Origin of the sequence: Pseudomonas sp. KBN10P06128 (assembly GCF_037574945.1) — a bacterium.
Taxonomy (GTDB): Bacteria; Pseudomonadota; Gammaproteobacteria; order Pseudomonadales; family Pseudomonadaceae; genus Pseudomonas; species Pseudomonas aeruginosa.
The window spans coordinates 1188308-1209796 of record NZ_JBBELR010000001.1 but is presented as its reverse complement, the minus strand read 5'-3'; the positions used below and the strand labels follow the sequence as shown (position 1 = coordinate 1209796).

Annotated in this window: 21 protein-coding genes; 14 read left to right on the top strand and 7 right to left on the bottom strand. The window is 68.2% G+C overall.

Annotated features, from left to right (window positions below; all coding sequences use genetic code 11):
• The first annotated feature begins 16 nt into the window (after positions 1-16).
• The 4 genes from VQ065_RS05630 to VQ065_RS05615 all read left to right on the top strand — a co-directional run bounded on the left by VQ065_RS05630 (position 17) and on the right by VQ065_RS05615 (position 2432).
• Positions 17-409: a hypothetical protein gene (locus tag VQ065_RS05630; protein WP_003092975.1), complete on the top strand. Its 393-nt coding sequence runs from the start codon at positions 17-19 to the stop codon at positions 407-409.
• A gap of 87 nt (positions 410-496) precedes the next feature.
• Complete coding sequence (tpbA, locus tag VQ065_RS05625; RefSeq protein WP_003092976.1) at positions 497-1153, top strand: tyrosine phosphatase TpbA; 657 nt, start codon at positions 497-499, stop codon at positions 1151-1153.
• A gap of 104 nt (positions 1154-1257) precedes the next feature.
• Positions 1258-2157 carry a TIGR01459 family HAD-type hydrolase gene (locus tag VQ065_RS05620; protein WP_003092977.1) on the top strand — a complete coding sequence of 300 codons (900 nt, stop codon included), beginning with the start codon at positions 1258-1260 and terminating at the stop codon, positions 2155-2157.
• A 29-nt stretch (positions 2158-2186) separates the two neighbouring features.
• The gene (locus tag VQ065_RS05615) at positions 2187-2432 is read left to right on the top strand and encodes a YgjV family protein (RefSeq protein WP_003092978.1); all 246 of its coding nucleotides are present in this window, start codon (positions 2187-2189) and stop codon (positions 2430-2432) included.
• 58 nt (positions 2433-2490) lie between these two features.
• On the opposite strand, the gene VQ065_RS05610 is transcribed toward VQ065_RS05615, so the two are convergent.
• The gene (locus VQ065_RS05610; protein ID WP_003092979.1) at positions 2491-3765 is read right to left on the bottom strand and encodes a cation:proton antiporter; all 1275 of its coding nucleotides are present in this window, start codon (positions 3763-3765) and stop codon (positions 2491-2493) included.
• 441 nt (positions 3766-4206) lie between these two features.
• Between VQ065_RS05610 and VQ065_RS05605 the strand changes: the two genes are divergently transcribed.
• The 4 genes from VQ065_RS05605 to VQ065_RS05590 are packed head-to-tail and all read left to right on the top strand — an operon-like array spanning position 4207 to position 7702.
• Positions 4207-4929, top strand: a complete 723-nt coding sequence (locus VQ065_RS05605; RefSeq protein ID WP_003092982.1) for an ABC transporter permease — start codon at positions 4207-4209, stop codon at positions 4927-4929.
• Positions 4929-5864: a glycine betaine ABC transporter substrate-binding protein gene (locus VQ065_RS05600; protein ID WP_003092983.1), complete on the top strand. Its 936-nt coding sequence runs from the start codon at positions 4929-4931 to the stop codon at positions 5862-5864. The genes VQ065_RS05605 and VQ065_RS05600 overlap by 1 nt, the downstream gene beginning before the upstream one ends.
• Positions 5864-6526: an ABC transporter permease gene (locus VQ065_RS05595; RefSeq protein ID WP_003092985.1), complete on the top strand. Its 663-nt coding sequence runs from the start codon at positions 5864-5866 to the stop codon at positions 6524-6526. The genes VQ065_RS05600 and VQ065_RS05595 overlap by 1 nt, the downstream gene beginning before the upstream one ends.
• Before the next feature lie 12 nt (positions 6527-6538).
• Positions 6539-7702: an ABC transporter ATP-binding protein gene (locus VQ065_RS05590; RefSeq protein WP_003092987.1), complete on the top strand. Its 1164-nt coding sequence runs from the start codon at positions 6539-6541 to the stop codon at positions 7700-7702.
• 127 nt (positions 7703-7829) lie between these two features.
• Here the strand turns inward: VQ065_RS05590 and VQ065_RS05585 are convergent, their stop codons facing one another.
• From VQ065_RS05585 to VQ065_RS05570, 4 genes are read right to left on the bottom strand one after another with little or no spacing between them, the layout of a single operon-like run.
• On the bottom strand, positions 7830-8738 hold the full coding sequence (locus VQ065_RS05585) for an efflux RND transporter periplasmic adaptor subunit (protein WP_003092989.1): 909 nt from the start codon (positions 8736-8738) through the stop codon (positions 7830-7832).
• Between the two features lie 36 nt (positions 8739-8774).
• On the bottom strand, positions 8775-8975 hold the full coding sequence (locus VQ065_RS05580; protein ID WP_003082823.1) for a DUF1656 domain-containing protein: 201 nt from the start codon (positions 8973-8975) through the stop codon (positions 8775-8777).
• On the bottom strand, positions 8965-11160 hold the full coding sequence (locus VQ065_RS05575; protein WP_003092992.1) for an FUSC family protein: 2196 nt from the start codon (positions 11158-11160) through the stop codon (positions 8965-8967). Before VQ065_RS05575 ends, VQ065_RS05580 begins: the two co-directional genes overlap by 11 nt.
• Positions 11157-12647: an efflux transporter outer membrane subunit gene (locus VQ065_RS05570; protein WP_014604020.1), complete on the bottom strand. Its 1491-nt coding sequence runs from the start codon at positions 12645-12647 to the stop codon at positions 11157-11159. Before VQ065_RS05570 ends, VQ065_RS05575 begins: the two co-directional genes overlap by 4 nt.
• Positions 12648-12892: 245 nt before the next feature.
• On the opposite strand from VQ065_RS05570, the gene VQ065_RS05565 reads away from it, so the two are divergent.
• Both VQ065_RS05565 and VQ065_RS05560 read left to right on the top strand, forming a co-directional pair.
• Entirely contained in the window at positions 12893-13846 is a 954-nt protein-coding gene (locus VQ065_RS05565; protein ID WP_003092994.1) for a LysR family transcriptional regulator, read from the top strand.
• Positions 13847-13940: 94 nt separating this feature from the next.
• Positions 13941-14918: a 2-hydroxyacid dehydrogenase gene (locus VQ065_RS05560; protein ID WP_003092995.1), complete on the top strand. Its 978-nt coding sequence runs from the start codon at positions 13941-13943 to the stop codon at positions 14916-14918.
• A gap of 17 nt (positions 14919-14935) precedes the next feature.
• Here VQ065_RS05560 and VQ065_RS05555 read toward each other — a convergent pair whose 3' ends face one another.
• Positions 14936-15838 carry a DMT family transporter gene (locus VQ065_RS05555; RefSeq protein WP_003092997.1) on the bottom strand — a complete coding sequence of 301 codons (903 nt, stop codon included), beginning with the start codon at positions 15836-15838 and terminating at the stop codon, positions 14936-14938.
• Between the two features lie 125 nt (positions 15839-15963).
• Here VQ065_RS05555 and mdrR1 point away from each other — a divergent pair, with 125 nt between their 5' ends.
• From mdrR1 to fecA, 4 genes are all read left to right on the top strand, one after another.
• Positions 15964-16845 (top strand): transcriptional regulator MdrR1, encoded by an 882-nt coding sequence (mdrR1, locus tag VQ065_RS05550; RefSeq protein WP_003132628.1) that lies wholly within the window; start codon positions 15964-15966, stop codon positions 16843-16845.
• A gap of 100 nt (positions 16846-16945) precedes the next feature.
• On the top strand, positions 16946-17455 hold the full coding sequence (locus tag VQ065_RS05545) for a sigma-70 family RNA polymerase sigma factor (protein ID WP_003092999.1): 510 nt from the start codon (positions 16946-16948) through the stop codon (positions 17453-17455).
• On the top strand, positions 17452-18405 hold the full coding sequence (locus VQ065_RS05540) for a FecR domain-containing protein (RefSeq protein WP_014604021.1): 954 nt from the start codon (positions 17452-17454) through the stop codon (positions 18403-18405). Before VQ065_RS05545 ends, VQ065_RS05540 begins: the two co-directional genes overlap by 4 nt.
• Before the next feature lie 94 nt (positions 18406-18499).
• Complete coding sequence (gene fecA / locus VQ065_RS05535; RefSeq protein ID WP_003093001.1) at positions 18500-20854, top strand: TonB-dependent Fe(3+) dicitrate receptor FecA; 2355 nt, start codon at positions 18500-18502, stop codon at positions 20852-20854.
• 95 nt (positions 20855-20949) lie between these two features.
• On the opposite strand, the gene ivy is transcribed toward fecA, so the two are convergent.
• Complete coding sequence (ivy, locus tag VQ065_RS05530) at positions 20950-21411, bottom strand: lysozyme inhibitor Ivy (protein WP_003093002.1); 462 nt, start codon at positions 21409-21411, stop codon at positions 20950-20952.
• Positions 21412-21489: the final 78 nt, after the last annotated feature.

The following is a 21489-nucleotide window of genomic DNA, read 5'->3' as shown; positions in this document are numbered from 1 at the left end:
GCCAGGAGATACCGCTATGGGCGACCGCCTTGCCGTACCCATCCGTTACTACGCCCTGGCCGGGATCGCCGCGGCGATCCTGCTCAACGTGCTGCTGCGCGGGGTGGTCCGCTTCGGCGGCCTGCCGGCCAGCCTGCTGATCGCCGCGCTGGTCGCCGGCGGCCTGGCCTGGTGGTTCGCCCGCGCGCAGCGGCGCTGGCCGACCTGGGGCGAGCGCTTGCGCCTGGTCGCCCTGTATGGCGGAGTGCTCGCGATCCTTTACCTGCTACTGGTCGGCCTCGCCTCGCTGAAAGGCGATCCCAGCCCGGCGGCACTGCTCATCGTGGTGCTGCACTACCTGTGCTATCCGGCGCTGTTGCTGGTGTTCTTCTCCGGCAGGGTCTATGGATTCTTCCTGCGTGACGGGTGAAGCTGCCTCAACGAATTCTTCACATTCTCTTCAGCTCGGCTTGACCCGCCCTCGCCTAGTGTTGGCCACCCACCGCACGAGGCCGACATGCACCGTTCACCGCTCGCCTGGCTCCGCCTGCTCCTCGCCGCCGTGCTCGGCGCCTTCCTGCTCGGCGGCCCGCTGCATGCCGCCGAGACTGCCGCCCCGCGTTCGCCAGCCTGGGCGCAAGCGGTCGACCCGTCGATCAACCTCTACCGCATGAGCCCCACCCTCTATCGCAGCGCGCTGCCCAACGCACAGAGCGTCGCGCTGCTGCAACGCCTGCAGGTGAAGACGGTGGTCAGCTTCATCAAGGACGACGACCGCGCCTGGCTGGGCCAGGCTCCGGTGCGGGTGGTCAGCCTGCCGACCCACGCCGACCGGGTCGACGACGCCGAGGTGCTCAGCGTCCTCCGCCAGTTGCAGGCCGCCGAGCGCGAAGGCCCGGTACTGATGCACTGCAAGCACGGCAACAACCGCACCGGACTGTTCGCCGCCATGTACCGCATCGTCGTGCAGGGCTGGGACAAGCAGGCCGCGCTGGAGGAAATGCAGCGCGGCGGGTTCGGCGACGAGGACGACATGCGCGACGCCAGCGCCTATGTGCGCGGCGCCGACGTCGACGGCCTGCGCCTGGCGATGGCCAACGGCGAATGCAGCCCATCGCGCTTCGCCGTCTGCCATGTGCGCGAGTGGATGGCCCAGGCGCTCGACCGGCCGTAAACACGCGCAGGGCCGAAAGGCTTGGTCCCGTCACGCAAGTTTGGCACCCTTGGGGCTCGCCGCCGCACGCGGCGGCCCACTTCGACAGCCGCGACGAGACTCCCATGAGCGATGCCCCGACCTCCCCGCGCTTCAGCGCCGCCACCAGCACCCGCCTGCTCGACCATGCGCAACTGGAAGCGCTCTGCGCCGACTATGACGGCTTCCTTCTCGATCTCTGGGGCGTAGTGATGGACGGCGCCGAGGCGTTCCCCGGCGCCCTCGCCTGGCTCGCCCGGCGGCACGCCGAAGGCCGCCCGGTCTGGTTCCTCAGCAACTCGTCCAGCAGCGTGGTGGAAATGAGCGCCGGGCTCGAGCGCCTGGGCATCCAGCGCGACTGGTTCGCCGGCATCACCACCTCCGGCCAGTTGACCATCGACGCCCTGCTGCAAACCGCCGAATACCGGCGTGGCGGCATCTACCTGGCCGGCGTCGGCCTGGCCCAGCAGAGCTGGCCGGCGGAAATCCGCGAGCGCTTCGTCGACGACATCGCCCAGGCTGCGCTGATCGTCGGCGTCGGCAGCTTTCCCCAGGAAGAACTGGAACAGCGCTTCGCGCCCCTGCGCGGCGCCACCGACCTGCCGTTCCTCTGCGCCAACCCGGACCGCGTGGTGGTTTCTGGCGGCCGCACGGTATACGGCGCGGGCATGCTCGCCGAGCTGTTCAGCGAGGAAGGCGGCCAGGTCAGTTGGTACGGCAAGCCCGACCCGGCGGCCTTCCGCATCGCCCAGCGGCAACTGGAAGCGCGCGGCGCGCGGCACATCCTGTTCGTCGGCGACTCGCTGGTGACCGACGTCCCCGGCGCCCTCGCCGCGCGCATCGATACCCTCTGGCTGGGCGCCACCGGCATCCACCGCGAAGCCCTGGGCGCCGAGTTCAACGGAGCACTCGACGAGGAGCGGGTCAGGTCGCTGCTGCACGGCTATCCGATCCGACCGCACTTTGCCGCGCCAGGGCTGGTCTGACCCTCAAAGGTCGGAAAAAGGATGCGCGCATGCATTGGCTGGACTACCTGCAATGGCCCGCCATGCTGGTCACGGTGGTGGCCGCCTGGCTGGTGGCGTCGGCGCACCGGCGACGACGCAAGGTCGGCTTCTGGGTGTTCCTCGCCAGCAACCTGCTGTGGATCGCCTGGGGCCTGTACGCCCAGGCCTATGCGCTGATCCTGCTGCAGGTCTGCCTGGCGGCGATGAACCTGCGCGGCACCCATCGCAACGAAGCGCCACAGGACAGCGCCTGATGGCCGCCAACGAAAACGCCCGCCATGACGGCGGGCGCTCGCCTTGCGAAGGCCGCGCTCAGTGCGCCCCCTCGCTTTTCTCCAGCGGCTGGCCGGCGTAGATACGACGCACCAGCGGGCCGATGGAAAGCCCCTGGAGCAGGATCGATACCAGCACCACGATGTAGGTCAGGCTGAGGATCAGGTCGCGCTCCGGCCCCAGCGGCAGGGACAGCGCCAGCGCCACCGAGACGCCGCCGCGCAGCCCGCCCCAGACCAGGATGCGGATGGTGCCCGCCGGTACCTGCCGGTTGGCGCCACGGAAACGGCGCAGGACCAGGATCGCCGGACCCACCGTGAGCAGGCGCGAGACCAGCACCGCGCCGCCGAGGGCGAAGGCCGCCGCCACGTGCAGCCAGGAGAACGGCAACAGCAGCAGCTCCAGGCCGATCAGGGCGAACAGCAGGGCGTTGAGGATCTCGTCGATCAGCTCCCAGAACTTGTCCACGTAGCGCCGGGTCTCGTCCGACATCGCGTAGTGGCGTCCGTGGTTGCCGATGATCAGCCCGGCCACCACCATCGCGATCGGCGCCGATACGTGCAGGCGCGCGGCCAGCGCGGCGCCGCCGATGACCAGGGCGAGGGTCAGCATGACCTCCACCTGGTACTGGTCGATGCCGCGCATCATCACGAACACGCCGTAGCCGAGCACCGCGCCGAAAAGCACGCCGCCGATGGCTTCCTGGACGAAGAGGATCGCCGTGGCACTGACCGTGGGCGCCTCGCCGAGCTGGAGGATGCCGAGGATGATGGCGAACACCACCACCGCGGTGCCGTCGTTGAACAGCGACTCGCCGACGATGGTGGTCGCCAGCGGTTTCGGCGCGCCGGCGGACTTGAGGATGCCGAGCACGGCGATGGGGTCGGTCGGCGAGATCAGCGCGCCGAACAGCAGGCAGTAGATGAAATCCACCTGCCAGCCGAACAGCGGGAAGGTGTAGTAGGCCAGGCCACCGATGACGAAGGTGGCGATCAGCACCCCGGCGGTGGCCAGCAGGCCGATCGGCCACTTGTAGCTGCGCAGGTCGGAGAGGTCGACGTGCAGTGCGCCGGCGAACAGCAGCGCGGGCAGGAACCAGGTCATCAGCACTTCGGAGAAGTCGATGCGGCGGATGATTTCCTGCATCTCCACCTCAAGGATCGGATAACCCAGTTCCGAAAGCCCCTGGACGATCAGCGAGAACACCAGCGCCGTGGCCATCACGCCGATGGTCGGCGGCAGGCGGATGAAGCGGTAGTTGACGTAGGTGAGCAAGGTGGTCAAGGCAATGAATGCCGCGACGAGATCGAGCATGACGCGGGGTACTCCCTTAGCAGAAGGTAAAACACCTACCCCAAAAGGCCGATCCGTGAACCGTGGGGTGCGAATGTCTGGAAAAGCCCGAGAAAATTTCGGAACCCGCATCATAACCGCAGAAAAGCCCTGGGCGTCGAGCGCACCGATACGGTGCATGGCGCGCCGCCGACGCGGCAACGCCCTTCTCGCCCGCTCCCCCGGGAAAATTTCTTCGTTCGCCGCCAGCCCAGGCGAGACGGCGGCTGCGGCCGCTTGCCCAGGCCCGGTCATGGCACAAGCATGGCCGTTTCGTTGAACCTCCGCGAACGACGAACGGTCAACCCTTTCAGGGTCGGCAATTCGGTGCCCATCCGAAGCCTTTGATTTCCGGCCTGTTTCCGCGCTTCGACGAAGCGCCCGACAGCGTAGCCAACGCTCATTCCGAAGGGAGTCCCGACCATGGTGAAAACCTGTGGCAAGGCCCTGCTCGGCCTCTGCGCCGCAGCCGCCGTACTGGCCTTGCTGATCCACTGGATCACCCCCGCGACCATCCTCCACTACCGCGAGGACCTGCTGTTCTACTTGCAGGCCCACCTGGTGCTGGTCTTCAGTTCGATGGCGGCCGCCCTGCTGGTCGGCGTGCCGGCCGGCATCCTGCTCAGCCGTCCCGGCATGCAGGCCCAGGCCGAACGCCTGATGCAGGTCTTCAACGTCGGCAACACCATCCCGCCGCTGGCGGTGCTGGCCATCGCCCTGGCGATCATCGGCATCGGCAACGGCCCGGCGATCCTCGCCTTGTTCCTCGCCTCGCTGCTGCCGATCGTGCGCAACACCTACGAGGGCCTGCGCAATGTTTCGCCGGCGCTGAAGGAAGCCGCCACCGGCATCGGCATGACGCCCAACCAGGTGCTGCTGCGGGTGGAACTGCCGAACGCGGTGCCGATCATCGTCGGCGGCGTGCGCGTGGCCCTGGCGCTGAACGTCGGCTCCGCGCCGCTGGCGTTCCTGATCGGCGCCAACAGCCTGGGCAGCCTGATCTTCCCCGGCATCTACCTGAACAACCACCAGCAACTGCTGCTCGGCGCCGCCTGCACGGCGCTCCTCGCCCTGCTGCTGGACGCCCTGGTGGTGCTGTTCAGCCGCATGTTCCTGGAACGCGGCCTGACCGCCAAGGAGGCCTGATGAACCGACTGATCCGCTCACTCTGCCTGGCCTGCGCCGGCCTGCTCGCCGCCGGCCTGGCGCAGGCGGAAACCCTGCGCATCGGCGGCAAGACCTTCACCGAGCAACGCATCCTCACCGCCATCACCGCGCAGTTCCTGCAGAAGCGCGGCTACGACGTGACGGTCACCACCGGCCTGGGCAGCACCCTGGCCCGCGCCGCCCAGGAAAGCGGCCAACTGGATATCGTCTGGGAGTACACCGGCTCGTCGCTGATCGTCTACAACCACATCGACGAGAAGCTCGACGCCGCGGCTTCCTACCGCCGGGTCAAGCAACTCGACGAAGCCCAGGGCCTGGTCTGGCTGAAGCCGACCCGCTTCAACAACACCTATGCCCTGGCCATGCCCGAGGAACAGGCCGAGCGCCTGGGCATCCAGAGCGTCAGCGATCTCGCGCGGGTGCTCGCCGAACAGCAGGAGGCCGAGCCCGGGAGCACCCACCTGTTCGCCATGGACCCGGAGTTCGCCGGCCGCCCCGACGGCCTCGGCCCCATGAGCGAGCTGTACGGCCTGCACTTCACCCGCAACGACATCCGCCAGATGGACGCCGGGCTGGTCTACACCGCGCTGAAGAACCGCCAGGTGTTCCTCGGCCTCGTCTACACCACCGACGGCCGCCTGAAGGATTTCAAGCTGCGCGTGCTGAAGGACGACAAGCAGTACTTCCCCTTCTACAACGCCGCCCCGGTGGTGCGTAAGGAGGTCATGCAGCGCCATCCGGAGTTCGCCACGCTGTTCGATCCGATCATCGAGCGGCTCGACGACGCCACCATGCAGGCGCTCAACGCGCGGGTCGATATCGAGCAGCAGACGCCACAGAAGGTCGCCGCCGACTTCCTCCGCGAACACCGCCTGCTCGACGACGGCCAGGCCGGCCAGGGAGGTAGCCAGTAATGGACTTCTTCAGCGTGCTTTCCCATCTCGACTGGTCCCAGGTCGGCCAGCTCACCCTCCAGCACTTGCTGCTGGTACTGGTCGCCGTGGGCCTGGCGATCCTCGTCGGCGTGCCGCTGGGCGTGCTGATGACCCGCTTCACGTGGCTGGCCGGCCCGTTGCAGGGCGCCGCCACGGTGATGCTGACCATCCCCTCGATCGCCCTGTTCGGCCTGCTGATGCCGGTCTACTCGGTATTCGGCCAGGGCCTCGGGCCGCTGCCGGCGATCACCGCGGTGTTCCTCTATTCGCTGCTGCCGATCCTGCGCAACACCTACCTCGCCCTGACCGGCGTCGAAGCGGGCATCCGCGAGGCCGGCAAGGGCATCGGCATGACCTTCTGGCAACGCCTGCGGATGGTCGACATTCCCCTCGCGGTGCCGGTGATCCTCGCCGGCGTACGCACCGCCGTGGTGATGAACATCGGCGTGATGACCATCGCCGCGGTGATCGGCGCCGGCGGCCTGGGCGTGCTGATCCTCACTTCCATCAGCCAGAGCAACATGCCGATGCTGGTGGTCGGCGCGGTACTGGTCAGCCTCCTGGCCATCGTCGCCGACCTGCTGCTGCAATGGCTGCAACGCATCCTCACCCCCAAGGGACTGCGCGCCAGCGCGCACTGACAGGAGCCGAACATGATCGAACTGGACAAGCTCAGCAAGACCTTCACCCAGAAGAACGGCAAGGAGTTCCGCGCCGTCGATTCCGTCAGCCTGACCGTGGAGAAAGGCGAGATCTGCGTCTTCCTCGGCCCCTCCGGCTGCGGCAAGACCACCACCCTGAAGATGATCAACCGGATCATCCCGCCGACCTCCGGCCGCGTGCTGATCGACGGCCAGGACACCGCGGACCTCGACGAGGTCACCCTGCGCCGCCACATCGGCTACGTGATCCAGCAGATCGGCCTGTTCCCGAACATGACCATCGAGGAAAACATCATGGTCGTGCCGCGCCTGCTCGGCTGGGACAAGGCGCGCTGCAAGGAGAAGGCCCGCGAGCTGATGAGCATGGTCAAGCTGGAGCCCAAGCAGTACCTGCAACGCTACCCGCGCGAACTCTCCGGCGGCCAGCAGCAGCGCGTCGGGGTGATCCGCGCGCTGGCGGCGGACGCGCCGCTGCTGCTGATGGACGAGCCGTTCGGCGCGGTCGATCCGATCAACCGCGAGTCGATCCAGAACGAGTTCTTCGAGATGCAGCGCAAGCTCGGCATGACCGTGATCATGGTCAGCCACGACATCGACGAAGCCATCAAGCTGGGCGACAAGGTGGCGGTGTTCAAGAGCGGCCGGCTGCTCCAGTACGACCACCCGGATACCCTGCTGGCGCACCCGGCGGACGAGTTCGTCAGCGCCTTCACCGGCCAGGACAGCACGCTCAAGCGCCTGCTCCTGGTGCGCGCCGAGGACGCCGCCGACAGCAGCCTGGTCACCGCCCGGCCGCAGACCCCGGTGGCCGAGGCGCTGGAACTGATGGACGAGAACGACCGGCGCTACCTGATCGTGGTGGATGACCAGGGCAAAGGCCTGGGCTACGTGCGACGCAAGGACCTGCGCCGCCAGGAAGGCACCTGCGAACCGTTCGTCACCCCGTTCCGGGTCACCGCCAGCCACGACGAGCACCTGCGCATCCTGTTGTCGCGGATGTACGAGTTCAACAGCTCCTGGCTGCCGGTGCTCGACCCCGACCAGCAGTTCCTCGGCGAGGTCACCCAGGAGTCCATCGCCGACTACCTCAGCTCCGGCCGCTCGCGCGGCGGCAGGGGCCTGATCGTGTCGCCGGCCGAACAGGTCGGAGCCTAGGCCGCCGGGTGGATATTCACCGCCGGCAGCCGCCAACCGCAGCGTATTCCTGGCGAGTGGCGCCCTCTTCCGCCCCGCCGAAACGAAAAAGCCCGGCATCCGCCGGGCTTCTCCATGCCTCTTCCACTCAACCGGCCCGCCCCGGCGCCTGCGCCGCCGAGGCCTGGTCGTCGCGCCCTTGTGGCTTGACGATCACCGTGCAGGTGATCCCCGCCGAGAGCAGCACGCCGTCCGGCACTTCGTCGATGTGTACCCGCACCGGCACGCGCTGGGCCAGGCGCACCCAGTTGAAAGTGGGGTTGACGTCGGCGGTCAGCTCGCGGCTTTCCGGGTTGTCGCGGTCGTAGATACCGCGGGCGATGCTTTCCACGTGGCCCTTGAGGTGTTCGCCGCTCATCAGTTGCATGTCCACCGGGTCGCCTTCGCGGATGTACGGCAGCTTGGTTTCCTCGAAGTAGCCGTAGACCCAGTAGGAGTTCTTGTCGATCACCGCCATCTTCGCCTCGCCGACCCGCGCGTAGTCGCCACGGTGCACGTTGAGGTTGGTGACGTAGCCGTCGACCTGCGCCACCACCCGGGTGCGCTCCAGGTTCAGGCGCGCGGCGTCGAGCTGGGCCTTGGCCTGCTCGTAGTCGGCCATCGCCGCGGCCGCGGTGTTGTGGGCGTCGTCGCGGCTTTCGCGGGAGACCACCATCTCATCCATTTCCGCGCGCCGCCGGGCGTTCAACTGGCGCATCTCCAGGGTCGCCTTGCGCGAGGCGACCAGCGACTCGGCCTGCTTCATCGCAATGCGGTAGTGGTCGGGGTCGATCTGCATCAGCAGGTCGCCTTTCTTCACCAACTGGTTGTCGCGCACCGGGACGTCGACGACGATCCCGGAAACGTCGGCGGCGACATTGATCACGTCGGCGCGCACGCGACCGTCGCGGGTCCAGGGGGTGTCCATGTAGTTGACCCACAGGGTCCGCCCGATGAATACGGCGACCAACAGGATCAGCAGGGTCGCCAGCAGGCTGATTACGGATTTCAAGGTCATGGTCGGCTCACGATAACGAAGAGGTGCGCTACCGCCTCAGCGGTAGATGGTCAGGGACAGGCCGCCGTACAGGCAGGCGAACAGGCTGACCCGGAACAGCGCCGGGTGCCAGGTGAAGCGATACAGGCCAACCGAGGCGAAGATCCGGTCGAGGCCCCAGGTGAGCGCCGCGGCGATCACGAACAACAGCGTCAGGGTCGGCATGTAGACCCCATGGATGGCGATTTCACGAGGCATGGACGGTACCTTGGCCGCTCGTCCGACCGGCCAGTTCGGTCAGCGGCGAGGTCGGCGCGAGCAAGGAAGAACGGATGAAGTGCAGGTAGCTGCGCACCCGCCGTAGCGGCGAGCTGTCGAAGTGCGGCGCGCAGGGTTCGTCGGTGTGCCTGGCCGCGTGGATGGCCTGGTCGACGGCCGCCAGGGCGCGCTCCAGGTTCTCCGCGCCAGGGCGCACGAACAGTCGGATCAGGGCCCGCCCCATGGCGCGGATCGCCTGGCGCCAGGGCATGGCCTCGGCGTAGCAGGGTTCGTCCGGCAGGCGCTCCTGCTCGCGACGCAGCTCGATGATCGCGTGGCCGACCTCGAGCACCAGGAACATCCAGCGCAGCAGGCCGCGCTGCACGTCCGGGCGCCCGGCAGCGACGCCATAGGCCTGGTTCAGCAGGTCGCGGGTGCCGCTTTCGAAGGCCGAGCCAAGCCCCCTGCTCCTGCCGCTGATGGCGAACACCACGCGCATCCGCAGGTCGCGCTCGAGGCGCTTCCACAGCCAGGCGCTGTTGGGCGGCAGAATGACCGCGGCGGCCGCGGCCGAGAGCAGCATCGAGAGGATCAGGGCGATGTACTCGTTGATCACGTGGGCCGGGTCGTAGACGGTCAGGTTCGCCGGCACCGAACCGAAACAGAAGAACACCAGCAGGCCGAGACCGTAGCCGGCCCACTGCGGCCGCGAGGAGATGAACGCGCCGAGGGCGAACACCGGCGCCAGCACCAGGCATAGCAGCGGGAAACCGTCGATATGCGGGTAGACGAAGAACATCTCGCTGAAGCCGAGCAGCGCCGCCGCCATGGTGCCGATGGCCATCTGCATGGCGACCTTCTTCGGGTTCGGCGCCGCCGAGGCCAACGCCGAGACCGCCACCGCGTTGAGGGCGAAGGTGCCGCCGCTGGGCCAGGTGCTGTAGATCCAGAAACAGCCGAACAGCAGGATCATCAACCCGGTGCGCATCCCCGCCACCGCCGCCGCCACCGCGTTGGCCTTGGCGGTGAAGGCGTCCTTCCACTGCTCGCGCTCGTGGCGGTGGGCGGCCAGCGAGGCATGGGTCAGGGCGTAGTCGTGCATCTCCTCGGCGAAACGGTAGAGCAGCTCGGCGGCGGTATTGAAGTCCAGCCGCGCCTCTTCGCCCGGCTCCCGCGCCAGCAGTTCTCCGCGCGCCTGGCGGATGCGCGCCATCAGGCGTTCGCGGCAGTCGGCGAGGCGCTGGGCGAAGCGCTCGGCGTCATGGTCGGTGACGGCGCGGCCACGGATCTCCTCGAGCAGCCCGGTGATTTCCTCCAGGCACGGTTCGAACGCTTCCAGCACCTGGGTGGAGCCCTGCGCGCGCAGGCGTTCGAGCAGTTGGTGGAGGGCGTGGAAACGGGTATTCATGGCCATGAACTCGCTGCTCAGGCGAATCAGCCGGCCATTGCGCAGGCGCATGTGCGGATCCTCGAAGGCGCTCGCCGCGCGCATCGTCTCCAGGCCCACCGCCTGGGCGGCGAAGGCCACGTTGCTGCTTTCGAAGCGCTCGCGCCCGCCGACCCCGCGCAGGCTGTCGAGGACGAACGCAGCGAACAGGCCGAAGCGCACGTACAGCGCATTGCGCATCGCCGCGCTGGTGGTCTGCGGCATGATCACCGCGCTGACCACCCCCGAGCAGAGAATCGCCAGGCTGATTTCCAGGACCCGCCAAATCGCCTGCATGAAGGCGCCTTCCGGATGGCTGGTGGCGGGGATGCCGATCAGCGTCGCGGTGTAGCCGGCGAGCACGCAGGCGTAGGAGCGGAAGTCACGGTAGCGGGCGGCCCCGGCGGTGCAGAGGCCGATCCAGATCGCCGAGCTGAGCAGGAACAGCACTCGCTCCTGGGCGAACAGGGCGATCAGGGTGACCATCACGCTGAGGCCGACCAGGGTGCCGAGGATGCGGTAGAAGCTCTTGGCGAACACCTGGCCGCTCTGCGGCTGCATGACGATGAACACGGTGATGGTCGCCGTGCTCGGCTGCGGCAATTCCAGGCGCATCGCCAGCCAGAGGGTCAGGAAGGCCGCGCAGAGCACCTTGAACACGTAGATCCAGGTCGCCCCGTCGCTGCGCGCCCACTCGGCCAGCGCGCGCCGCCACTCGTCGCGGCTGGGCAGGGCGAAACCAGCGGAGCGGCCACTCATCGCAAAGACACCGCTCTGACCGGGACGCTCTCCGGCGCCAGCTTCCGCTGCGCCGGCGTATCGGCGCCGGCCCCGACGCCGCCGCCGAGGGCGGTGAGCAGGCTGGCGTGGGCGGCCAGCCGGGCGGCCTGCACCTGCTCCTGGACCAGTTGCTGCTGGAACAGCCGGGTCTGCGCGTTGAGCACGTTGAGGTAATCGGTGAGGCCGCGCTGGTAGGCCAGGGTGGCGATATCGTAGGTCTTCTGCGCGGAAGCCACCGATTGCGCGGCGAAGTCCTTCTGGATGTCCACCGAATGCAGGCGGATCAACTGGTCGGAAATGTTCTTCAGCGCATCCACCAGGGTCTGGTTGTATTGCTCCACCGCCGCGTCGTAGCCGGCCGCCGCCTCGCCCAACTGCGAACGCAGGCGGCCGCCGTCGAAGATCGGCAGGGTCACCGCCGGGCCGGCGCTGTAGGTGTACTTGGCGCTGCGGAAGAACTCCAGCATGCCGCCGCCGACGGCACTGAAGCCGACCGAGGCCATCAGGTCGACGTTGGGATAGAAGTCGGCGCGCGCCACGTCCACGCCCTTGGCCAGGGCGGCGACCTGCCAGCGGCGGGCGACCACATCCGGGCGGCGACCGAGCAGTTCGGCCGGCAAGGCGCTGGGCAGGCTCGGCTGCGCCGCCAGGTTCAGGCTTGGCCGGCGGATCGTGCGGCCCTCGCCCGGGCCCTTGCCGGCCAGGGCGGCGAGCAGGTTGCGGGTGAGCTGGATTTCTTCGTCGATCACCTCGATGCGGCGCTCGGTCTCGGGCAGCGGCACTTCCGCCTGGCTGACCTCGAAATGCGTGCCGATGCCGCCGCGCAGGCGACGCTGGGCCAGGGCGAGGATGTCGCGCTGCTGTTGCAGCATGGCCTTGGCGATGTCCATCTCGGCGTACTGCAACGAGAGCTGGACGTAGGCGCGCACGATGTTGCCCTCCAGCTCGAGCTGCGCCTGGCGCGCCTCGGCGGCGGCCATGTGGGCCAGGTCGACGGCGCGCTCGCTGTCGCTGCGGTCGCGCCCCCAGAGATCGAGCTTGTAGTTCAGGCCGATCTCGGTGGAGTTGTTCCAGGAAGTGGTCCGCGCCAGGTCGCCGGGGCCGTAGAAATAGTCGTCCGGCCAGCGGTGGCGGACCAGCGAGCCCTTGCCCTCGATCTGCGGCGACTCGATGGACTCCACCAGCCCGGCCATGGACTTCGCCTGGCGTACCCGCGCATGGGCTACCGCCAGGCCTGGATTGCCGTCCAGCGCCTTCTCGATCCAGGCGTCCAGCTGCGGATCGGCATACACCTTCCACCACTGCGCCTGCGGCCAGCCGGCCTCGCGGGCGGCAGCCTGGGTCGCATGGTCGGTGGCCAGGGCGTTGGCGTCGAGCGTGGCGGCCTCGGGGGCGATATCGCCTGTACTGACACAACCGGATATTGCGGAGAAAACGACGAGAAAACCGACGAAGGAGCCGACCAAGGTCAGTTCCTTCCTGAGAGCACGCGGCACGTTGTCTGATCCTGGAGGGGCGAAGCACGGAATTTGAACGGTACGGGCGCCGTTCAACCCGCTCGAGCGTTCGTGCGCTCGGGGGCCGATGAATTTTAAGAGGCTGGCGGCTGCTGATAAGCTGGCTCAAGTGCGATTGTTTATTGCGTAATGTGAAATAATCCGCCCTCGCAACAATCTGACACACTTCTGCGCGTGCCTAGGAGGCCCCGTCGATGGACACCCTGCAAAACATGCGAGCCTTCGTCTGCGTGGCGGAAACCGGAAGCTTCACCGCGGCGTCCCAGCAGCTCAACACCACCACCGCCTATGTTTCGCGGGCGGTGGCCAACCTCGAGACGCACCTGCGCACCCGCCTGCTCAACCGTACCACTCGTCGCATCGCCCTCACCGAGGCCGGCCAGCGCTACCTGCTGCGCTGCGAGCAGATCCTCGCCTACGTCGAGGAAGCCGAGGCCGAAGCCAGCGATGCCCATGCCCGTCCCGCCGGCAAGCTGAAGCTGCATTCGATGACCGGCATCGGCCAGCACTACGTGATCCGTGCCATCGCCGGCTACCGCCAGCAGTACCGCGACGTGACCTTCGACCTGACCATGGCCAACCGCGTGCCGGACCTGCTCGACGAGGGCTTCGACGTGGCCATCGTGGTGGCCTCCGAGCTACCCGATTCCGGCTTCATTTCCCAGCGCATCGGCGAGACCTACAGCATTCTTTGCGCCTCGCCGGAGTACCTGCGCCTGAACGGCACGCCGAGCGAGCCTTCGGAGCTGGCCAGCCACGACTGCCTACGGCTGGTCAGCCCGGTGGTGCCGCTGGATCGCTGGCTGTTCGACGGCCCCAACGGCCAGGAAATGGTCTCCATCGGCGCCTCGCCGTTCCAGGTCAATGTCGGCGACGCCATGACCGAGGCAATCCGCTCCGGGCTGGGCATCGGCATCCTGCCGGTGTATTCGGCCATCGAGGACCTGGGCAAGGGCACCCTGGTGCGGGTCCTGCCGCAACACCGCCTGCAACAGCTCAACGTCTATGCGCTGTACCCTTCGCGGCAGTATCTCGACGCGAAGATCAAGACCTGGGTGGAATACCTCAAGGAAAGCCTGCCCGGCCTGCTCCAGCGCGACGAAGCGGCGCTGGTGGAGCTGGGCCTGGAACTCGGAAGACCCTCCTGAGCCGATAATCGCCCGCCCAGTGGCGGGCCCCTGCCCGCCGCTTCGATGGCGGTGGTATGGTCGGCGCTTTCGCTCCCGCTTGCAGAGTCCCGTCATGAAAAAGAACGTCTTCGTCTTCAGTCGCCTCGCCCCCGAGCATCTCGAACGCCTGCAACGCCAGTTCAACGTCCGCGTGCTCGAACCGAAACAGGGCGACATCGACGCCCAGTACGCCGCCGCCCTGCCCGATACCCACGGCATGATCGGCGTCGGCCGGCCGCTCGGCGCCAGGCAACTGGAACAGGCGAAGCAACTGGAAGTCATCTCCAGCGTCTCGGTCGGCTACGACAACTATGACCTGGACTACCTGAACCGCCGCGGCATCGCTCTCACCAACACGCCCGACGTCCTCACCGAGACCACCGCCGACCTCGGCTTCGCCCTGCTGATCAGCGCCGCGCGACGGGTCGCCGAGCTGGACGCCTGGGTCAAGGCCGGGAACTGGAAGCGCACCGTCGACGCCCCGCAGTTCGGCACCGACGTGCATGGCAAGAAACTCGGCATCCTCGGCCTCGGCCGGATCGGCGCGGCCATCGCCCGGCGCGGCCGTTTCGGCTTCGGCATGCAGGTGCTCTACCACGGCAACAACCGCAAGCCGGAACTGGAACAGGAACTCGGCGCGCGCTTCCTCGGCTTCGACGAACTGCTCGGCGAGGCCGATTTCGTCTGCGTGGTGGTGCCGCTGGGAGCGCAGACCCGGCAGTTGATCGGCGCGCGCGAACTGGGCCTGATGAAGCCCTCGGCGATCCTGGTCAACGTCGCCCGCGGCCAGGTGGTCGACGAGGCCGCGCTGGTCGCCGCCCTGCGGGAGAAGCGCATCCTCGGCGCCGGCCTGGATGTCTACGAGAAGGAACCGCTGGCCGAATCGCCGCTGTTCGCCCTGGACAACGTGGTGACCCTGCCGCACATCGGCTCGGCCACCCACGAGACCCGCCGGGCCATGGCCGAGCGGGCGCTGCAGAACTTCGAGGCGGCCTTGCGCGGCGAGCGGCCGCTGGACCTGGTCAATCCACAGGTGTGGCGACGCGGCTGAGCGCGCCTCCCTCTCCGCTAGGTCGAGCGCGCCGGCCCGGCCAGCGCCGGCGCCTTCGGCTTGCGGAACACCAAGACGTTGCCGAGCATCACCAGGACCAGCCCGGCCAGCGCCGGTGCGGTCCAGCGGTAGCCCTCGGCGAAGGCCGAGATGTTCAGCGCCACCACCGGGAACAGCACGGTGCAGTAGGCGGCGCGATCCGGGCCCATGCGCCCGACCAGGGTCAGGTAGGCGGTGAAGCCGATCACCGAGCCGGGGATCGCCAGGTACAGCAGCGAGCCGACGTAGCGCGCGCTCCAGTCGAAATTCAGCGGCACGCCCTGGAACAGGCACAGCGCCAGGAGGATCAGGGTGCCGTAGAGCATGCTCCAGGCATTGCCGGTGAGCGGGCGGATGCCGGCCTTCTGTTGCAGGCTGGAAAGCATGTTGCCGGTGGAGAAGCACAGCGTGCCTAGCAGGGCCAGGCCGAGGCCGTAGAAGGTTTCCGGGGTGGCCTGGTGACCCACCAGTTCCGGCCAGAACAGCAGCCCCAGGCCGAGCAGGCCGAGACCGCCACCGGCCATCACGTTCGACGCGATGCGCTGGCCGAACCACAGGCGGGCGTTCAGCGCATTCCACAGGGTGGCGGTGGAGAACACCACGGCCACCAGGCCGCTGGGAATCCACTGGCTGGCGGTATAGAAGCAGATGAAATTCAGGCAGAACAGGCATACGCCCTGGGCCATGCACAGGCGTTGGCCCCGTGCGTCCAGCCTTTGCAGGCGGCGGCCGAGCAGCAGCACGGCGAACAGCACCAGCGCCGCCAGGGCGAAGCGGTAGGCGATCGACAGGGTGATCGCCACCGGGCCCATCTGCAGTTTGATGGCGATCCAGGTGGTGCCCCAGATGAGCACGGTGAGCAGGTACAGCGAAAGATTCATGGCGACTCCGCAACGACAGGATGCCGTCAGTCTGCGGGCGAAGCCGGGCGCGACCATTGTCCATTCTTGCGCTTTTCATCCGCCGCCTCTCGCGGCAGCGTCCGGGCGCGGGTAGCATGGCCGGCATGCACCAACCCAGCGATTTCCAGGTATTCCGCACCCTCGACCGGACCTCCAATGCGCGCCTGCTGCGCAGCAGCACGCTCAGCGACGGCCTGGCGCTCGCCCATTGGTACCGCGACGAAGCGGAGATCCTCGGCTACAGCGACCCCGGCCATCACACCCTGTCGCTCTACCTGCAGGGCGGCTGGCAGACCTTCCGCCGCGATCGTCCCGGGCTCTATGGCGGCCCCGACCGCTTCTGCGTGATGCCGGCCGAACACCACTCCGACTGGGCGGTGACACGCGGCCTGGGCTTCATGCACCTGTACATCAGCCCGGAACGCCTGGCCGGCGCGGCGGTACGCACCCTCGATTGCGAACCACGCAGCCTGCAACTGGAGGAGCGCACCTACATCCAGGACGAGCCGCTGGCCGCCCTGTGCCGGACCCTGGAACGACAGGACTGGAACGAACCCGGCGAGCGCCTGCTATGCACCAGCCTCGCCCACCAGGCGGTGGACCACCTGCTGCTCACCGGGTGCGGCAGGCGTACCGACGTACGCTGGCAGGGCGGGCTGGCCGCGCACGTGCGGCGGCGCCTGGCCGACTACATCGAAAGCCACCTGGAGCAGCCGCTGGAACTGGGGTCGCTGGCGGAGCTGGCGGCGCTCTCCGAGTACCACTTCGCGCGCATGTTCCGCGTCTCCTTCGGCCTGCCGCCGCACCGCTACGTGCTGGAACGACGCCTGGCGCGGGCCCGCGACCTGCTGGCGTACTCCGCGCAGTCGCTCCAGGAGGTCTCGCTGGCCTGCGGCTTCGCCAGTCCGAGCCATTTCAACCGGCGCTTCCGCGAAGCCCATGGCGCCACCCCGGGGCAGTACCGCGCCGCCCTGAAAGCCTCCTGAAAGCCAGGCGCCGACAGCCTGCGGTTGTAGGCAGGCATTCCCGCAGCATAAAATGATAACTATTATCATTCGTTAATCCTTCTGCTCCGGGAATGTCCAGGTGTCGAGCGCCGACCTCGCCCACGCGGCCGCGTTGCATACCCTCTACAGCGACCACCACCACTGGCTCACGGGCTGGCTGCGGCGCCGCCTCGGCTGCCCGCAGAACGCCGCCGACCTGGCCCAGGACACCTTCGTCAAGGTCCTGGTTTCGCGCCAGGCCGCGCGCATCGACGAACCGCGCGCCTTCCTCACCACCATCGCCCGCCGCGTGCTGTGCAACCACTACCGCCGCCAGGACGTCGAGCGCGCCTACCTGGAAGCCCTGGCCAGCCTCCCCGAGCGGGAAGTCCCCAGCGAAGAGACCCGCGCCATCGTCCTGGAGACCCTGGTCGAGCTGGACCGTCTGCTCGACGGTCTGCCGCCGCTGGCCAAGGAGACCTTCCTGCTGGCCCAGCTCGACGGCCTGGGCTACGCCGAGATCGCCACGCAGCTGGGCATCTCCCTGAGCAGCGTCAAGCGCTACATGCTCAAGGCTGCGCAACGCTGCTACTTCGCCGAGCTGCCATGAGCCTGCCCGCCGCACCCAAGGTGCCGCCGCAGGTGGCCGAACAGGCCGTGCGCTGGCTGGTCGAGCTGCAGGGCGGCGCCGACGACGAACGCCTGCGCCAGGCCTGGCAGCGCTGGCGCCAGGCGGCCCCGGAACACGAGCAGGCCTGGCGCCACATCGAGGCGGTCAACCAGCGCCTGGCCGGGATAGGCACGCCACTGGCCCTGGCCGCCATCAACGCACCGCATTCGCCGCAACGCCGGCGCGCGCTGAAGACCCTGCTGCTGGTCCTGGCCGCCGGCGGCAGCGCCTGGGGCCTGCGCGAGAGCGGCAGCCTGCAGCGCTGGAGCGCCGACTATGCCACCGGCGTCGGCGAACGCCGGCGCCTGGCCCTGGCCGACGGCAGTCGCCTCGAGCTGAACAGCGACACGGCGGTGGATGTACGCTTCGATGCCGGCGAACGGCGCCTGCTCCTGCTGCGCGGGGAAATCCAGCTCAGCACCGGCCAGGACCCGCGCCCGCTGCACGTGTACAGCGCGGAAGGCCGGCTGCGACCGGTGGGCACCCGGTTCGACGTGCGCCAGTTCGCCGAACGCACCCGCGTCGCCGTCCACGAAGGCGCGGTGCAGGTGGAGAACCACGCCGGCCAAGGCCTGCTGCTGCCCAGCGGCCGGCAGCTGGACTTCGACCGCGAGCGACTCGGCGTTCCGCAGCCGTTGCCGGTCGGCAGCGGCGCCTGGACCGACGGCATGCTGGTGGCCGCCGGCATACGCCTGGACGAATTCCTCGCCGAAGTCGCGCGCTACCGCCCCGGCCGGCTGGGCTGCGACCCGCGCATCGGCGGCCTGCGGATTTCCGGCAGCTATCCGCTGGACGATAGCGAGCGGATCCTCGCCGCCCTGCCGGCGGTGCTGCCTGTGGAGGTACGGCGCGTCACCCGCTACTGGGTCGGCGTGCACCCGCGCGAATGAGCGGAAAGATATTTCCGCGTACCTGAGCCTTTTTCCCCACCTCGCGTGACAGAGGAGGAAAGCCAACCTCGAAAGATCCACTGGAGTGTCCCTCATGTCCCCGTCACGCGCCCTGTCGCCGCTCAGCCGCGCCCTGCTCCTCGCCTGCCTCGGCGGTCCCGTCCTGGTTTCCGCCGGCAGCGCCTGCGCCGCCGAGATCCGCACCGATGCCCGCCAGTACTACCGCCTGCCTGCCGAGCCGCTGGAGCAGGCGCTGAACCACCTAGGCCGCCAGGCCGGCGTGCTGATCGCCTTCAGCCCGGAACAGACCGCCGCGCGACGCAGCCAGGCGCTGGACGGCGAGTACACCCTGGAGGAAGCCCTGGCCGCCCTGCTCGCCGGCTCCGGCCTGGAGGCGCGCGCCCGCGGCGACGGCGCCTATACCCTGGAGGTGCTGCCGGTGGAAGACCCGGCCAACCTGCAGGCGCTCACCGTGGTCGGCGACTGGCTGGCCGACGCCAGCGCCGCCGACGTCTTCGAGCATCCCGGTGCGCGCGACGTGGTCCGCCGCGAGCAGTTCCAGGCCCAAGGCGCGGCCAGCACCCGCGAAGTGCTGGAGCGCATTCCCGGGGTCAGCGCGCCGCTCAACAACGGCACCGGCAGCCACGACCTGGCATTGAACTTCGGCATTCGCGGCCTCAACCCGCGCCTGGCGTCGCGCTCGACGGTGCTGATGGACGGCATCCCGGTGCCCTTCGCTCCCTACGGCCAGCCACAGTTGTCGCTGGCGCCGGTGTCCATCGGCAACATGGACGCGGTGGACGTGGTCCGCGGCGGCGGCGCGGTGCGCTACGGGCCGCAGAACGTCGGTGGCATCGTCAACTTCGTGACCCGGGCGATCCCCGAGGACTTCGCCACCAAGCTCGACGTGCACAGCGAACTCAGCCCCAGCTCCAGCCAGGACGGCCTGAAGACCATCCACAACGTGCTGATCGGCGGCACCGGCGCCAACGGCCTCGGCGGCGCCCTGCTCTACTCCGGCACCCGCGGCGGCGATTGGCGCGAGCACAGCGATACGCGGATCGACGACCTGATTCTCAAGGGCCGCTTCCAGCCCAGCGACGAACACGCGTTTTCGGCGATGACCCAGTACTACGACGGCGAGGCCGACATGCCCGGCGGCCTCAGCGCCGCGGCCTACCGCGACGATCCGTACCAGTCGACCCGTCCCTACGACAAGTTCTGGGGCCGCCGTACCCTGGCCAGCGCCAGCTACGAATACACCCCCAACGCCAGCCAGAAGCTCAACGTCACCGGCTTCTTCACCAAGACCCTGCGCAGCGGCTACCTCGACCAGGGCCGCAACCTCACCCTGTCGCCGCGCGAATACTGGGTGCGAGGCCTGGAAACCCGCTTCAGCCAGGGCTTCGAGCTGGGCGAAAGTCGCCACGAAGTGGGCATCGGCCACCGCTACGTCAACGAAGCCAGCCACGAGCTGCGCTACTGGACCCGCGCCGACAGCGGCCAGCTACCCAGCACCGGCAGCCGCAACGACCGCGACACCCGCGGCAGCACCGAAGCCAACGCGTTCTACATCGACGATCGCATCGACATCGGCAACTGGACCATCACCCCTGGCATCCGCTACGAGAAGATCGACTCCGAACAGAAGAACCTGCTGAAGAACAGCAAGGACAGCGGCCGCTACAACGCCTCGCTGCCGGCGCTCAACGTGATCTACCACCTCACGCCGAGCTGGAACCTCTACGCCAACACCGAGGGCTCGTTCGGCACCGTGCAGTACAGCCAGATGGGCAAGGCAGTGCAGAGCGGCGACATCGAGCCGGAGAAGGCCCGCACCTGGGAACTCGGCAGCCGCTACGACGACGGCATCCTGCGCGCCGAACTGGGCGCCTTCCTGATCAACTTCGACAACCAGTACGAGAGCAACCAGCAGACCGACAGCGTGACCGCCCGCGGCAAGACCCGGCACAAGGGCATCGAGGCGGCGATTGCCTACGACCTGGCCGATCTCGACCCGCTGCTCTCCGGCTTCGACGTCTATGCCAGCTACGCCTACGTCGACGCGAGCATTCGCGAGGACGGGCCGAACAAGGGCAACCAGGTGCCGTTCTCCTCGAAGCACAAGGGCACCCTTGGCGCCAACTACCGCACCGGCGCCTGGAGCTACAACCTCGACGGCAGCTTCCAGACCAGCCAGTACGCCGACAACGCCAACACCGAGAGCGAAAGCGCCGACGGCAGCACCGGGCGGATCGCCGGCTGGATGGTCTGGAGCGCGCGCGGCACCTACGACTTCGGCCCGCAACTGAACGACCTCAAGCTCGGCCTGGGGGTGAAGAACCTGTTCGATCGCCGCTACTACACCCGCTCGTTCGACGACAACAACAAGGGCCTCTACGTCGGCCAGCCGCGCACCCTGTACGTACAGGCCTCGGTCGGTTTCTGAAGGAAGACCGCGGGAGCGCATGGCGCAACGGCGGACGATCGCCAGCGATCATCCGCCCTTCCCGCCGCCGGGCCTGGTCCCCCTCAGGCCCGGCGTCACTTCCAGTTCGGATCGCTCTCCAACTGTTTCATCAGCAGCTCGCGGACCTGCCTGGAGGGTTCGCCGTACCAGCGATAGGTGGCGTACTTGCTCGGCGTCTGCATGACTTCGGCGGGCTCGTCCGGCAGGCTCACCTGCAGCCCGTAGGCGGCACTCTTGTCGCCACGGAACGCCACCAGCAGGCGGTTGTTGCCGCAATCGTGGGGTTTGCAACTGTTGGCCAGGACGTAGGGCTGGCCCTCCAGGCTCAGGCTGGTGGACGGGGAACTCGGGCCGCTGGCGTCGGAAACCCATTTCGGCACGTCGCTCTCGCCCTTGAACATGGCGTGCCAGGTGGCCTTGTAGCCGGGCTGGCCGAGCAGTTCGAACAGCCGCGGCTGCTCCTCGGCCTGCGCCGGCGCCCAGTGCAGCGCCGCGCCCAGCAACGCCAGGGAGAGCAGTCTGGATACTCCGTTCATGGTGATTTCCTTCGATCGGGTGAAATGAAAGCAGTCTATCCGGCGGTGGCCGCCGCTGGCTGCTTGGAACGGCACGAC

What these genes read in the sequence shown, in the direction of transcription:
- VQ065_RS05630 (WP_003092975.1), top strand. Translation starts at nt 17, where the DNA reads ATGGGCGACCGCCTTGCCGTACCCATCCGTTACTACGCCCTGGCCGGG.
- tpbA (WP_003092976.1), top strand. Translation starts at nt 497, where the DNA reads ATGCACCGTTCACCGCTCGCCTGGCTCCGCCTGCTCCTCGCCGCCGTG.
- VQ065_RS05620 (WP_003092977.1), top strand. Translation starts at nt 1,258, where the DNA reads ATGAGCGATGCCCCGACCTCCCCGCGCTTCAGCGCCGCCACCAGCACC.
- VQ065_RS05615 (WP_003092978.1), top strand. Translation starts at nt 2,187, where the DNA reads ATGCATTGGCTGGACTACCTGCAATGGCCCGCCATGCTGGTCACGGTG.
- VQ065_RS05610 (WP_003092979.1), bottom strand. Translation starts at nt 3,765, where the DNA reads ATGCTCGATCTCGTCGCGGCATTCATTGCCTTGACCACCTTGCTCACC.
- VQ065_RS05605 (WP_003092982.1), top strand. Translation starts at nt 4,207, where the DNA reads ATGGTGAAAACCTGTGGCAAGGCCCTGCTCGGCCTCTGCGCCGCAGCC.
- VQ065_RS05600 (WP_003092983.1), top strand. Translation starts at nt 4,929, where the DNA reads ATGAACCGACTGATCCGCTCACTCTGCCTGGCCTGCGCCGGCCTGCTC.
- VQ065_RS05595 (WP_003092985.1), top strand. Translation starts at nt 5,864, where the DNA reads ATGGACTTCTTCAGCGTGCTTTCCCATCTCGACTGGTCCCAGGTCGGC.
- VQ065_RS05590 (WP_003092987.1), top strand. Translation starts at nt 6,539, where the DNA reads ATGATCGAACTGGACAAGCTCAGCAAGACCTTCACCCAGAAGAACGGC.
- VQ065_RS05585 (WP_003092989.1), bottom strand. Translation starts at nt 8,738, where the DNA reads ATGACCTTGAAATCCGTAATCAGCCTGCTGGCGACCCTGCTGATCCTG.
- VQ065_RS05580 (WP_003082823.1), bottom strand. Translation starts at nt 8,975, where the DNA reads ATGCCTCGTGAAATCGCCATCCATGGGGTCTACATGCCGACCCTGACG.
- VQ065_RS05575 (WP_003092992.1), bottom strand. Translation starts at nt 11,160, where the DNA reads ATGAGTGGCCGCTCCGCTGGTTTCGCCCTGCCCAGCCGCGACGAGTGG.
- VQ065_RS05565 (WP_003092994.1), top strand. Translation starts at nt 12,893, where the DNA reads ATGGACACCCTGCAAAACATGCGAGCCTTCGTCTGCGTGGCGGAAACC.
- VQ065_RS05560 (WP_003092995.1), top strand. Translation starts at nt 13,941, where the DNA reads ATGAAAAAGAACGTCTTCGTCTTCAGTCGCCTCGCCCCCGAGCATCTC.
- VQ065_RS05555 (WP_003092997.1), bottom strand. Translation starts at nt 15,838, where the DNA reads ATGAATCTTTCGCTGTACCTGCTCACCGTGCTCATCTGGGGCACCACC.
- mdrR1 (WP_003132628.1), top strand. Translation starts at nt 15,964, where the DNA reads ATGCACCAACCCAGCGATTTCCAGGTATTCCGCACCCTCGACCGGACC.
- VQ065_RS05540 (WP_014604021.1), top strand. Translation starts at nt 17,452, where the DNA reads ATGAGCCTGCCCGCCGCACCCAAGGTGCCGCCGCAGGTGGCCGAACAG.
- fecA (WP_003093001.1), top strand. Translation starts at nt 18,500, where the DNA reads ATGTCCCCGTCACGCGCCCTGTCGCCGCTCAGCCGCGCCCTGCTCCTC.
- ivy (WP_003093002.1), bottom strand. Translation starts at nt 21,411, where the DNA reads ATGAACGGAGTATCCAGACTGCTCTCCCTGGCGTTGCTGGGCGCGGCG.